Annotated in this window: 12 protein-coding genes; 4 read left to right on the top strand and 8 right to left on the bottom strand. The window is 34.4% G+C overall.

The annotated features are described in order from the left end of the window. Positions 1–15: 15 nt before the first annotated feature. From STERM_RS08060 to STERM_RS08045, 4 genes are all read right to left on the bottom strand, one after another. Positions 16–864, bottom strand: a complete 849-nt coding sequence (locus STERM_RS08060) for an STM4013/SEN3800 family hydrolase (RefSeq protein ID WP_012861094.1) — start codon at positions 862–864, stop codon at positions 16–18. A 78-nt stretch (positions 865–942) separates the two neighbouring features. Then, positions 943–2,070, bottom strand: a complete 1,128-nt coding sequence (locus STERM_RS08055) for an STM4014 family protein (protein ID WP_012861093.1) — start codon at positions 2,068–2,070, stop codon at positions 943–945. 4 nt (positions 2,071–2,074) lie between these two features. After that, entirely contained in the window at positions 2,075–2,944 is an 870-nt protein-coding gene (locus tag STERM_RS08050; protein WP_012861092.1) for an STM4015 family protein, read from the bottom strand. 72 nt (positions 2,945–3,016) lie between these two features. Next, positions 3,017–3,595: a thermonuclease family protein gene (locus tag STERM_RS08045; RefSeq protein WP_012861091.1), complete on the bottom strand. Its 579-nt coding sequence runs from the start codon at positions 3,593–3,595 to the stop codon at positions 3,017–3,019. 340 nt (positions 3,596–3,935) lie between these two features. Here STERM_RS08045 and STERM_RS08040 point away from each other — a divergent pair, with 340 nt between their 5' ends. Genes STERM_RS08040 through STERM_RS08025 form a run of 4 tightly spaced genes read left to right on the top strand, consistent with a single transcriptional unit; the run spans position 3,936 to position 7,221 of the window. Next, positions 3,936–4,571, top strand: a complete 636-nt coding sequence (locus tag STERM_RS08040) for a hypothetical protein (protein ID WP_012861090.1) — start codon at positions 3,936–3,938, stop codon at positions 4,569–4,571. A 40-nt stretch (positions 4,572–4,611) separates the two neighbouring features. After that, entirely contained in the window at positions 4,612–5,259 is a 648-nt protein-coding gene (locus STERM_RS08035; RefSeq protein ID WP_012861089.1) for a hypothetical protein, read from the top strand. Positions 5,260–5,277: 18 nt separating this feature from the next. Continuing rightward, positions 5,278–5,967: a copper homeostasis protein CutC gene (locus STERM_RS08030; RefSeq protein ID WP_012861088.1), complete on the top strand. Its 690-nt coding sequence runs from the start codon at positions 5,278–5,280 to the stop codon at positions 5,965–5,967. Between the two features lie 33 nt (positions 5,968–6,000). Beyond that, positions 6,001–7,221 carry a glutaredoxin gene (locus STERM_RS08025; protein WP_012861087.1) on the top strand — a complete coding sequence of 407 codons (1,221 nt, stop codon included), beginning with the start codon at positions 6,001–6,003 and terminating at the stop codon, positions 7,219–7,221. Positions 7,222–7,713: 492 nt separating this feature from the next. Here the strand turns inward: STERM_RS08025 and STERM_RS08020 are convergent, their stop codons facing one another. The 4 genes from STERM_RS08020 to STERM_RS08005 form a co-directional block, all read right to left on the bottom strand. Then, positions 7,714–8,661 carry an SPFH domain-containing protein gene (locus STERM_RS08020; RefSeq protein ID WP_012861086.1) on the bottom strand — a complete coding sequence of 316 codons (948 nt, stop codon included), beginning with the start codon at positions 8,659–8,661 and terminating at the stop codon, positions 7,714–7,716. A 65-nt stretch (positions 8,662–8,726) separates the two neighbouring features. Continuing rightward, positions 8,727–9,242 (bottom strand): SPFH domain-containing protein, encoded by a 516-nt coding sequence (locus STERM_RS08015; RefSeq protein WP_169305395.1) that lies wholly within the window; start codon positions 9,240–9,242, stop codon positions 8,727–8,729. Positions 9,243–9,259: 17 nt separating this feature from the next. Continuing rightward, positions 9,260–9,691: an NfeD family protein gene (locus STERM_RS08010; protein WP_012861084.1), complete on the bottom strand. Its 432-nt coding sequence runs from the start codon at positions 9,689–9,691 to the stop codon at positions 9,260–9,262. Positions 9,692–9,797: 106 nt separating this feature from the next. Beyond that, positions 9,798–12,449, bottom strand: a complete 2,652-nt coding sequence (locus tag STERM_RS08005; protein ID WP_012861083.1) for a valine--tRNA ligase — start codon at positions 12,447–12,449, stop codon at positions 9,798–9,800. Between the last annotated feature and the right edge of the window lie 225 nt (positions 12,450–12,674).

Here is a 12,674-nt window from a genome sequence, read left to right as displayed (position 1 = left end):
CCCTCCTGATTATATTTATAGAAAAAAATGTTTATACGGTACCGTCCATACCACTTCATGTGCAAGATTATGCCCTTCAAATCCGTCTTCTCCATAGCATGTCCCGTGATCAGACAGTGCTATACAGAATGTTTTATTTCTCTCCCTCATATATTCAAAAAGCGGCTCAAGACATTTATCCACATATCTTAAAGCAGCAGCCTGACTTTCTGTCCCGTCATATTTTGATGCAAGAACATTTTTTCCGGGATCATACTCATCCATCTTGTTCTTATACTCTTCCAGATAATAATAATTCGGTCCGTGAATGGCTGATATATTTAAAAATAAAAATATCCTCTCATCTTTCCCAAGACTTTTCAGAACCTTTAAAGCCTGCTTTACCTGATATTCCACAGATTTTGGATTGGTAACTCCGAATTTCGGATTCCAGTAGCTTTCAGCAAACATATTAGGCAATACGCTGCACAGCTCATTACTTTTATTAAAGAATATTACCCCGCCTATACAGACAGTCTTATACCCTTCTTTCTCCATAGCCTTCACAATATTCGGAGCGTCAAAATAATATATATTGCTGTGATTCTTATACTTTAACATGCTGTTTTTCATGGAAAACAAATATTCTCTTTCATTTAACGGCACATATTCAGACGGCGTCGGCAGAAAACCGGCAAAAAAACTATGATGAGAAGAATATGTGTAATCACCGGGGCTGTGCCTTTTTTCCCAGCCGCTGTCAGCACAAAGATTGGGAAGATTTCCCGCCAGATATTCCTGCTCTGCCACATCATATCTGAGAGTGTCCAGAGTAAGAAAAAGAATATCGCTTTTCCCTACTATTTCATTCATATTTACCTGCATTTATATCCTCTTTTCCTAAATATTCAAAAATACAGCATTTTATAAATACAGCTGTATTTTGATTCAGAGTTATTAAATTTATCTTTTCAAAGCTGCTTCTTTCAAAGCCTCTCTTATTTCCGCATAATACACATTTCTTGGTGAGTCAGTAAGATTATGAAACAGATCCCCGAAGGGATTCACATCAATAATATAAGGTTTCATATTATTCGACAACAGAACATCAATTCCGGCATATAGAGACTTTTCAAAAACACTCATTACACCTTCGGAAGCCTCACTGAGAAGTTTCAGCTGCTTTTCCTCCATAAATTCACTGCTTTCCTTCCTCATATTTTTCAAATGAAGATTTGTAATAGGGCCGGTACTGAGTCTTGACAGCATATACTCCGTCTTTTTTCCCGCTACAAAAACTCTTGTATCAAAACCGTATTTTTTATATGTAAGTTTTGGAAGCCATTTTTCTATATGGGCTCCGTTTTCTATAACCCAGTTTACCATATTTCTTATAACCTTTTTTTCAGTATATGTTTTTACCCTGTAAGTACTGAAAAAATCCAATCTCCCATTTTCTTCCGAATAATTCAGAGAAGTAAATATTTTTTCCTCATCCAGCTTTGGATTGTATGAATAAGCAAGTACCCCTGTACTGCCTGATCCGCATCTCAGTTTTATAAAATACTTTGCAGTTTTATTTTTGACAGTTTCAAAAAATTCATCATAATTCTGAAAATCTTTTGTTCTTTCGGGAAGAAAAAAGCTATTTTCTGCTCCTGAAAGATATTCATATGATGCCTTTTTATCCATCATAATCAAAAGCTCTTCTATATCACACATAAGATATGTATTTTTATAATTATCAAATATTTTCGACATTTTTCCGAATACATTTTTTACTCCGTCAAACCATACTCCCGGAGCTCTTATTATCTCACTGTTTTTCTTCCCTGTTTTATCCTCCCCGGGCAGAGCCGCTCCGTTTCCGAATTCCAGAAATTTTCTGTATATTTCAGTATTTTTTTCAGGGGGTTCTATTTTCACAATATTACTTTTTTCTAAAAATTCCTCAATAATTCCGGGATTTTCCAGCAAATCTGTCCAGTCAAGAATAAAATAAGGAAAATTTCCTTCCTTCTCAAGGCAGCCGGCAAATGTCTTTATTCTTCTTCCCTTATTATCCCCTATTATTAAAAAAGTATTTTTCATTAATTTACTCTGTTATATATGGATATCTGTAGTCGTCATCCTCGTCAAGGTCAGCCTCACCCTGATCACAGTGTGATTTTACCCCTGCCTTTTCCAGCTCGCCCTGAAGCTGTTTCAGAATATCCTCGGCAGCATAATTATAATGTATATTTAGTTCTTTTAGATGTGATATTTTATCAATATTGGCAAGAAGCATATTTACACCTTTATTGCCAAGTGTTCCATAAGAAAGATCAAGTATTTCAAGCTGCGGAAGAATATCCCCTGCTAATACAGCCTCACATATTTCATCTTCTATGTCACTGTTCTTTAATCCCAGATATTTTAAATTCGGAAAATTCTCTTTTTTTGTAAAAGGAATTATATCCTGAATACTTCCGTCAAAACCGTAATTATCTACTCCCATGTATATTTCCAGATGTTCGAGTGACGGCAACTCAGCGTTTATTATATCATTTAATACAGATTTCCCAGTTCCGCCTGAGATAATCTCAAGCTTTTTCAGTGAACTGCTTTTCATATCCTTGAATCTCAGACCGCATCCGCCTTTTACAGTTAAAGTCTCCAGATCAAAAGAATTAACTAAAGGTGCCAGATCAGTATTCTGTATCCAGGAAACCTCACACTCTTCCCATGAGATATCTCCAAAGTACAGCTCCTTTAGATTAGGGAACTTATCCTTATTTTCCGTAAGATATTTTACAAGCTTATCAGGTGTATTGTCATAAGCTGATTCCCACATTCCTATTACCAGCTTTTCCCTTTCATATGTTCCATATTCATCCAGATATGCCTTTACTTTATCTGTCAATGACATTCCCTGTTCTTCACTCTCTTCCCAGTCCAGATAAAATTTTTCGATATTTTTATCCATAACTCATACCACTCCTTTAGATTTAATCTGTTTTATATTATTTTACCATCATAAGTGCTTTTTAGCAATGATCTAGCTCTTATTTTTTTTCTTATCTTTTTTCCTGAAGTCCCACGGCGGAACCGGATTTTTTTTACTCCAGAGTCCTTTTTCCCCGAATTTTGCTTTTTGCTCATAGATTTTGTACTGAACATCTTTTTTGGAGTATTCTTTATACCACCATGCATATCCTTCCTTTACCATAGTTTCATTTATATTTTCCCCGTTTATATAGATAATGGAAATATCACGCCCGTATCTGTCTTTTGATATAAAATCTATATTTATATCCTTTCCCTGAATCCTGTCATAAAGATACTGCCTTGACTCCATTCCGTATTCCTGATCCTTTTCAGGAGCATCAATCCCGTATAGTCTCAGCTTCCTTTTTTCACCGTGGTCATTTATAGTCACAGTGTCTCCGTCACTTACGCTTAGAACTCTGTATGTATCATCAGAAGGCATCCCTTTCTGACCGAGATTATATTTATCCCCAAAATAGCTGATTAAGAAAACGATCACTGATACTATAGTTGTTATATATTTCTTTTTTATAAATTTCTTTTTCTTTCTTCTTACAGTTGTTCTTCTTTTTTTTCTGCTTCCAGCCACGTCCTCCTCCTGATTTTTTTAGACCGGTGTTTTTTACAGTATTGAAACACCTGTGCCTTTTAAGTATAGACCTTAGGCTGTAAAATGCCCGAGCAAAATAAAAAACTGCCTAAGTTCCAATATCGAAACCTTATTTCTATTTTTCAAAATATAAATAAAACAAGGCGCTAATACAAATATCTTATATAAAATATTTCTTTTTGTCAAAGCCTATTTTCAAAAATTTTTTGTCTCTTTTATTCTTGTAAAATGAAACTTTCAGTTATAAAAAAACTATTGTATTATTTTTTGTCAAAATACGTTATAATATGAGAAGCAACCTTTTAAATATGGAGGAATCATGAAAAAGACTTTAATATCCGTAATATTTTTAATTTTTTCCCTTACAGTCTTTGGAAACTATACTGTAACTCAGGGAGCCAATGTAAAATTAAGTGAAAAAGAACTAAAGGCCAATAACACGGAGATAGAAAACAGGGTAAAAACTGTTTTTGACATTAATTCGTATTCTACTGAAGAAGTAAAAAGCATAATCTGGAGAGAATATCCTCTTTTGACTTCAAGTTCCGCAGAAGAAGCAGATGTATTCATAAATTACATAAAATCTCTTTTTACCAATACTAAATATGAAATCAAAAGAATTAATTACACAGACAGCAATACTGCAAAATTAACCCTTGCAGTTTCTATTCCGAATCTTGACGAGCTTTCTGCCGATGAAAAACAGGCAGAAATAGAGAAGAAGGTAGAGAAAAAATTTACTGAAAAAACAGGAATTACTTACAGTGCTTTGGAAAAAGACAACAAACTTATGAAAAAATATGAATCTTTACTAATTACACTCTATATGGAAACTTCTTCCGAAGAAATAAAAAATATAAAAACCTATAACAAGGAAGAAACTGTTTATACCATGAAAAAAAACGGCAATGTATGGAATTTTGAAAATAATGCCGTAAATTTTTTCGGCGGCTAAATTACCAAAAATAACTATAATAATTCAGGAGGTACATACTATGAAAAAACTTTTAATATTATTTTCAGTATTTTTATTTTCATTTTCGTTTTCAGAAAGCACATATAAACTGACTATTCCAAAGGAACTTAAAATGAGTACTACAGAAGCTGCACTAAATAATTCACAAATTGAAAACCTGTTTTCAGAAACTTTTGGTGCCGATACTTATTCAGCGGCAAATATAAGAAAGGCCTTCGGCATTACAGAGACTACAGGTACAAAGGAAGAGGAAATCCTTATTTCCAGTGCTTCTGCTTTTCTGCAGAGCTATCTTGGAGCTACCAGATACACTATAAACGAAATTTCATATATTGATGCCAATACTGCTTCAGTAACTATTACTATAGTAAGTCCGGATATTGACAAATATGCCGGTGCCAATGAATCAGCCCTTATGAAACGTGCCGAGCAGTACTTCAAAGAATTTTCAGGAAAAACAGTTCAGCAGGTTGATAAAGATACAGCTAATCAGGATAAATACGTACCTGTGTTAATGGCTTCGTTTCTTCGGTCAATCTCTGATAATATGAAAAACATCAAGGATGTCAATACTGAGAAAAGCATTGTTGATGTACATAAGAAAAATGGTATCTGGATGTTAGACGAAAAAATTCTGGACCAGCTTATTTATTCCCCTTTATTTTAATCAGGAGAGGTGAAATTAATGCTTGTAGAAATAATAAGTACCACATTTGATCAGGCACTTCAGGCTAAAAAATACGGAGCTGACAGAATCGAACTGGTAAACGGAATGCTTGAAGAAGGGCTTACACCAAGCCTTGGTGTTATAAAAAAAATAAAAGAAGAGATTGGAATCCCTTCAGTCGTAATGATAAGACCTCATGGAAAATCTTTTGTCTACAGTAAAAATGATCTGGATACAATGGTAAGAGATATCCGAATTATCGAGCCTGTGGGTGTAGACAGCTTTGTTCTCGGAGCTCTTGATGAAAATAACAATATAGATGAAGAAGCACTAAAGCTTCTTCTTTCAAATATTGAAAATACACCTGTAGCATTTCACAGAGCATTTGAAGAAGTGCCTGATTACAAAAAAGCTATGGATACTCTGAAAAAATATCCTAAAATAAACAGAATTCTTACTACCTTCGGATCAAAGGATCTGAAAAAAGATGTTTCCAAAATAAAAGAATATCTTGATTACGCTAAATCAATCGATCTGAATATTATTATCGGCGGCGGCGTAAATCTTGACAATCTGGAAATTCTTGTTAAAGAAACAAATATTCAGCAGATTCACATAGGTTCTGCCGCAAAAATAAACAGAAATCCTATTCTGGATCTGGACCCTGAAGCTGTGGAAAAAATTATGAAGATAGTTCACAGCAGATAAAATCGAATTTTTTAAAGGAGTATAATACAGCTTATGAAAAAGATATTACTGATGTTTTTGCTTTTATTTACAATGAGTTTTTCAGCTGATAAAGTTAATATTGAAATATTTACACGTAAAGATTGTAAAAACTGTGTTCGTCTGGAAGAATTTCTGACAGAGCTTTCAAAAGACAGAAATGACTTTACTGTTACGAAATATGATATTAACGAAGATAAAAGCGCAAGAGAATTTTTTGACGAAGTTACCAAAAAAGGAAAGCTGGTAAAAGGGACTCCGGTTATCTATCTGAATGAAACTATTATTCAGGGTTTTGATTCGGGAGATACTACCGGTAAAGATATTACAGAGCTTATTGAATCAGGGAAAGTCAAAGACACTATTCCCGGACTAAAAGTTTTTATTGAAAATTATGACCCTGATAATATAAATACCAGTTATACACAAAATACATGTGAAGGTGATGAGGTCTGTGCTATTACACCGGTTGCCGATAAGAAATCCTATGTAGTCACGCTTCCGCTTCTGAATAAAAAAGTAGATGTTATGAAATATTCACTGCCAAGCATGTCTTTTATTCTGGGAACTATTGACGGATTTAATCCCTGTGCAATGTGGGTTCTGATTTTATTTCTCACTGCACTTATAGCTATAGGTGATAAGAAAAAAATGTTCCTTGTAGCAGGTCTCTTTATCCTTGCTGAGGCTGTTATGTATTACCTGATATTAAATATATGGATATTCACATGGGATTTTATCGGACTAAACAGGGTTATTACACCTCTTGTAGGATTAATAGGTATTATTGGCGGTATTTTATTTATAAAGAGTTATATTAAGAACCGTAATGAAATAGCCTGTGAAGTAGGCGATTTTGAGAAGAAGGCAAAAATTTCCGGAAAAATTCAGGATCTGGCTCATAAGCCGTTCACTATACTTACAGGTTTAGGTATCATTACTCTTGCCCTGTCGGTAAATGTAATAGAATTTGCCTGTTCTATTGGTATACCACAGACTTATACCAAGATTCTCGAGATGAATACAGTTTCTTTTCTCAGCAGACAGGTTTATAATCTTATTTATATTATAGGGTATATGATTGATGATTTTGTAGTATTTGCACTGGCTTTATTCAGTATAAACAAGATAGCCTCTACTGGTAAATATTCAAAGCTCATGAATCTGTTCGGCGGAATTCTTATGGTTATTCTCGGACTTATGCTTATCATAAAACCTGAAATATTAGTATTTTAAATATAAAAAATGCACTGTTTTCTCTAAAATGAAAATGGTGCATTTTTATTTATATTTTTCTTTTAAAACTGGATTTTATTCTAGGATAGTTATATTAATACAAAAAAATATCTTATGATACTTTATCTAAAGATTTAATTTACATTCTAAGATAGTTATATTAATACAAGCTATACAAGATTTTTATTTTTCTATTCCTATTCATTTACATTCTAAGATAGTTATATTAATACCTTACATATCAAAAACCTTTTATTTATTATACCTTAAATAAGCATTTCTGTCGACCACTTTTTTTCGTCTGTCCAAACCATGACATTATCATGTCTTATTTTTAACAAAATAATATTCAGACAGCTATAAAACAAAGCATTGTCGATCTCCGGCATTTAATTCTGTATCAAGGATCGACAGAATATTTATGATATTATTCATAAATTCTTTATTTAAAAAATACTAAAAAAGCCCGCCTTTCGGCGGACCTTCTTTTATTTATTCTCCCTCTGTTCCATCTGTAGATTTTTCATTTAACTCTGCGAAAGTAGTTATCATACTGGCAAGATTCTGATAATTGCTTGGTATTATTATCTTAGTGGCTCTTCCATCTGCTACTTTTTCGAATGTTTCCATTCCTTTCAGTGATAATATTTCGCTTGTAGGTGCTGCCTCTTTCAATAGTCTTATAGCCTCGGCATTTGCTCTTTGTACTGCAAGGATAGCTTCCGCTTCCCCTTCGGCTTCTCTTATCTTTTGCTCTTTTACAGCTTCTGCTCTCAGGATAGCTGCTTCTTTTTCCCCTTCGGCCTCTCTTATTTTCTGCTCTTTTACAGCATTTGCTCTTAAAACCACAGATTCTTTATCCGCTTCAGCTTTCAGGATTATTTCCCTTTTTTCTCTTTCCGCTTTCATCTGTCTTTCCATTGAATTTCTGATATCTTCCGGCGGCAATATATTCTTAAGCTCTACTCTGTTTACTTTTATTCCCCAAGGATCCGTTGCCACATCAAGCTCTGTTCTCATTTTTGTATTAATAATATCTCTTGAAGTCAGAGTTTCATCAAGCTCCATTTCCCCGATTATATTTCTTAATGTAGTAGCAGTAAGATTCTCTATTGCTGACATCGGTCTTTCTACCCCGTATGTATACTGCTTTGAATCAGTTATCTGAAAATAAATTACTGTATCAATCTGCATAGTTACATTATCCTTTGTAATAACCGGCTGCGGCGGAAAGTCCACTACCTGCTCCTTTGTAGATACCACTCTTGCAACTCTGTCAATAAACGGTGCTATTGTATTAAATCCTGCATGCAAAGTTCCGTTATATTTTCCCAGTCTTTCTACTATACACTCCTTTGTCTGCGGTACTATTCTTATACATGTCATAAAAATAACTATAAAAATTATAATTACTAATCCTAATAATACTAAAAATCCCATTTTCTTCCTCCTTATTTTTTTATTTATATTATGTTTGTTTCTACTTTTTTATATGCTCCAAAATTTTAAGTTATGTTTTCGTAAATAACTACCACCTTTTTTAATTCAGCCTTATTTATCTTTATTCCTAAAAAATCAGCCTTTTCATTGAATTCATTTCTCAAACCTTCATTTACAATATCTCTTGAAACTTCTAACTCTTGAAGCTTCTTTTTTGATATTACATCCTTAAACATGACAATACACAGATCTTCTAGTGTTTGTATAGGATTTTCAACAATATACACATATTTCAATGAATCGATTACCTGAAAATAAATCACAAACCCGGCTTTAACTTCCGCTTTGTCTTTAGTAACAGCAAAATGCGGCGGAAAATCAAGTACCATTTCATTTTTCCGGACTTTCTTCACTATTCTGTCAATGAACGGCAATATTAAATTATTACCTGAATATAAAGTTCTGTGATACCGTCCTAATCTTTCAACTATATATTCCATTTTTCCTGGTACTGTTTTTATAACAGAGAAAAAAAGACTTGTAAAAAGAACTAAAAAAACTATTATTATAAGTAAATCCAATCTCATCTTCCCCTGCACTATTTTTTATTTATCTTTTTTTCCAGTATCAGCCTGTTTCCTGTTATCCCTGTTATTATTACTTTTTCATTAACCTCAAGATTATCTGTGGAAATTGCTCTCCACATTTTATCATCAAGAGCTACTTCATATATACCTTCATCAAGTATTTTTGATATTTTTGTTTCCCTTCCCACAGTCCTGTTGCCAAAGCTTATATCATCTTTTCTGTTTTTATAAAGATATTTCTTCGCTATAGGTCTTGTAAGAAGAAGCAATACGAATGAGATTGCGGCAAATACATAAAACTCCACATTCACATCCCTTATCAAAGGTGCTAAAAAAATCATAACTATTCCGGCAAGTCCGAACCACACTGTTACCAAACCCGGAATTACCAGTTCCAGTACCAGAAATACTCCGGCAACTATAACCCAAAATGTTGAACTCATAAAACCTCCTTAAAAAATACAAACTGTCTTTGAGTAAATATCAGTATCTTATCCCATTAAGCAATAATAAATACAGCTTTTCTACACTGACAGGTATTAACTGTTGCTAGTCTTTATATAACTCCAGATTTTCCCTAAGCTTGGCAAGCTTATTTTCCAGCTCTTCCTTGATTCCATTTTCCTTATCCACTACATCCTGAGGTGCTTTGCTGAGGAATTTTTCATTGGAAAGTTTGCCAAGGACTCTTTTTAATTCCGTTTCTGTCTTTTCTATATCCTTTTTCAGTTTTGCAGTTTCTTTTTCAGTATCTATGAGACCTGCAAGCGGTACAAATATCTCAGTATTATCTGCAAGTCTGAATCCTGTGAGTTTTGGTATTTTTCTTTCATTGTCTATAGTATATTTTTCTACATTAGAGAGCTTATCAAGTATTTTTGCATTTTTCTCAAGAACATTTCTTTCACTCTCATTATTTGTTTTAAATATAACTTCTATTTTCTTTGAAGGCGGTACATTTACCTCACCTCTGATATTTCTGATAGCTGTAATTACTTCCTTCAGATAGTCGAATTCCTCTTCTGCTTCCTTATCCAGAAGAGCTTCGTCATACTTAGGAAAATCTGAAAGCATTATTGTTTCACCGTCAAGTTTTACTTTCTGCCATAATTCCTCTGTTATAAACGGCATAAAAGGATGAAGCAGCTTTAATCCGTTATCAAGTATATGTCTAAGCACCCACTGTGCAGTTTTCTTATCCTGTTCATCTCCGCCGTATACTCTTGTTTTTGCAGCTTCCACATACCAGTCACAGAATTCACCCCTGAAAAATTCATAGGCTGTTTTTGCAGCCATATCAAGCTCATATCCATCAAGTGCATTATTTACACCTTTTGCTGCATTCTGTAATTTTGACAGTATCCATCTGTCTTCCAGTTTAAATTCAAGATCTGATATTGATGTTTTATAATCAAAATCCTCCAGATTCTGAAGAACAAATTTTGATGCATTCCATACTTTATTAGAAAAATTTGCTCCCATTTCCAGAAGCTTTTCAGAGAAGAAGATATCCTGCCCCTGTGAAGTATTATACAGAAGGCTGAATCTTATCGCATCTGCCCCGTATTTGTCTATAAGATCAAGCGGATCAGGCGAATTCCCCAAAGTTTTACTCATTTTTCTACCTTTTTCATCCCTTACTATTCCGTTTAAGTATACATATTTAAACGGGATTTCATCAAATAAGTATTCACTTATCATTATCATTCTTGATACCCAGAAAAATATAATATCTGCAGCTGTTACCAGTGCATCTGTAGGGAAAAACTTCTCAAAATCTTTTGTTTTTTCAGGCCAGCCCATAGTGGAAAAAGGCCACAGCTGTGATGAAAACCATGTATCAAGTACATCTGTTTCCTCTCTAAGCTCCACTTCTTTTCCATATTTTTCCTTAGCCTGCTGTTTTGCTTCTTCAAGTGATTTTGCTACAAATATAGTCCCGTCCTCGGAATAATACGCGGGAATTCTGTGCCCCCACCAAAGCTGTCTTGAGATACACCAGTCTCTTATATTTTCAAGCCAGTTATAATATACTTTTATCCATCTCTGCGGTGATATTGTTATTTCTCCGTTTCTTACCACCTCAAGTGCTTTTTTGGCGAGAGGCTGCATTCTTACGAACCACTGGTTAGAAACTCTGGGCTCTATAACAGTACCGCATCTGTAACAATGTCCTACTGAGTGATGGTGTTCTTTTACTTCCACAAGAAGTCCCAGCTCTTCCAGATCCTTAAGAACCTCTCTTCTGGCAACAAATCTGTCCAGCCCTTTGTATTTTCCGCCGTTTTCATTTATGCTTCCGTCTTCCTCCATTACATTCAGCAAAGGAAGATTAGTTCTTTTAGCTACTTCAAAGTCATTCGGATCATGTGACGGAGTCATTTTTACCGCACCTGTTCCGAATTCCATATCTACATATTCATCTGCTACTATTGGTATCTCTCTGTTCATAAGAGGAAGTATCACACTTTTGCCAATCAGGTGCTTATATCTGCTGTCATTTGGATTTACGGCAACTCCTGTATCCCCCAGCATAGTTTCAGGTCTTGTAGTAGCAATAGTGAGAGATTCATCACTGTCTTTTACAGGATATTTTATCTGCCATATTTTTCCTGTTACCTCTTCATGCTCTATCTCATCGTCAGCAAGCGCCGTTTTATCTTTCGGACACCAGTTAACTATATATTCGCCTTTATATATCAGATCATCATTATATAATCTTATGAAAACATCCTTTACAGCATCAGAAAGACCCTCATCCATGGTAAATCTTTCTCTTTTCCAGTCAAGTGACGAGCCAAGCCTTCTCAGCTGCTTTGTTATTATTCCTCCGTGCTTTTCTTTCCATTCCCATGTTCTTTCCAGAAACTTTTCTCTTCCTATTTCTTCTTTTGTAGTACCCTCTTCCATAAGCCATTTTTCCACTTTATTTTGTGTTGCTATTCCGGCATGATCTGTTCCCGGCATCCACAAAGCATCGAATCCGGACATTCTCTTCCATCTTATCATTGTATCCTGTATTGAATTATTCAGTATATGCCCCATATGAAGAATCCCTGTTACATTTGGCGGCGGTATTACTATTGAATATCCCGGCTTTTCATCATTATGCTGGGCACTGAAATATCCATTTTCTTCCCATACCTTATACCATTTTTCTTCTATTTCCTTAGGTGAATAGCTTTTACTCAATTCTGACATTTTTAACCTCCGTAATTATCTATAAACAAATCTAAAAGTCCCGCGCTGATATTTCTCCATCTGATGAAAGAGAAACAAGAAGAAAGCCTTCTTTTGTTCCTTTAGGATATATCCTTATTTTACCGCTCACTTATATTTATGCCCTAAGCTGTGGAAATCAGGAACGGGTACAGGTATTCCGGGACGGCAGTTAATTTATCCGCCGGACAAAATACCAGTTTAAAT

It is taken from the genome of Sebaldella termitidis ATCC 33386 (assembly GCF_000024405.1).
Classification (GTDB): Bacteria; Fusobacteriota; Fusobacteriia; order Fusobacteriales; family Leptotrichiaceae; genus Sebaldella; species Sebaldella termitidis.
The sequence above is the reverse complement of the archived record's forward strand: the minus strand, read 5'-3'. Positions and strand labels throughout refer to the sequence as shown.

Bases quoted from the DNA above. Each gene is read 5' to 3' on its own strand.
- STERM_RS08040 (WP_012861090.1), top strand. From the start codon at position 3,936: ATGAAAAAGACTTTAATATCCGTAATATTTTTAATTTTTTCCCTTACA.
- STERM_RS08010 (WP_012861084.1), bottom strand. From the start codon at position 9,691: ATGAGTTCAACATTTTGGGTTATAGTTGCCGGAGTATTTCTGGTACTG.
- STERM_RS08030 (WP_012861088.1), top strand. From the start codon at position 5,278: ATGCTTGTAGAAATAATAAGTACCACATTTGATCAGGCACTTCAGGCT.
- STERM_RS08060 (WP_012861094.1), bottom strand. From the start codon at position 864: ATGCAGGTAAATATGAATGAAATAGTAGGGAAAAGCGATATTCTTTTT.
- STERM_RS08020 (WP_012861086.1), bottom strand. From the start codon at position 8,661: ATGGGATTTTTAGTATTATTAGGATTAGTAATTATAATTTTTATAGTT.
- STERM_RS08035 (WP_012861089.1), top strand. From the start codon at position 4,612: ATGAAAAAACTTTTAATATTATTTTCAGTATTTTTATTTTCATTTTCG.
- STERM_RS08055 (WP_012861093.1), bottom strand. From the start codon at position 2,070: ATGAAAAATACTTTTTTAATAATAGGGGATAATAAGGGAAGAAGAATA.
- STERM_RS08025 (WP_012861087.1), top strand. From the start codon at position 6,001: ATGAAAAAGATATTACTGATGTTTTTGCTTTTATTTACAATGAGTTTT.
- STERM_RS08005 (WP_012861083.1), bottom strand. From the start codon at position 12,449: ATGTCAGAATTGAGTAAAAGCTATTCACCTAAGGAAATAGAAGAAAAA.
- STERM_RS08050 (WP_012861092.1), bottom strand. From the start codon at position 2,944: ATGGATAAAAATATCGAAAAATTTTATCTGGACTGGGAAGAGAGTGAA.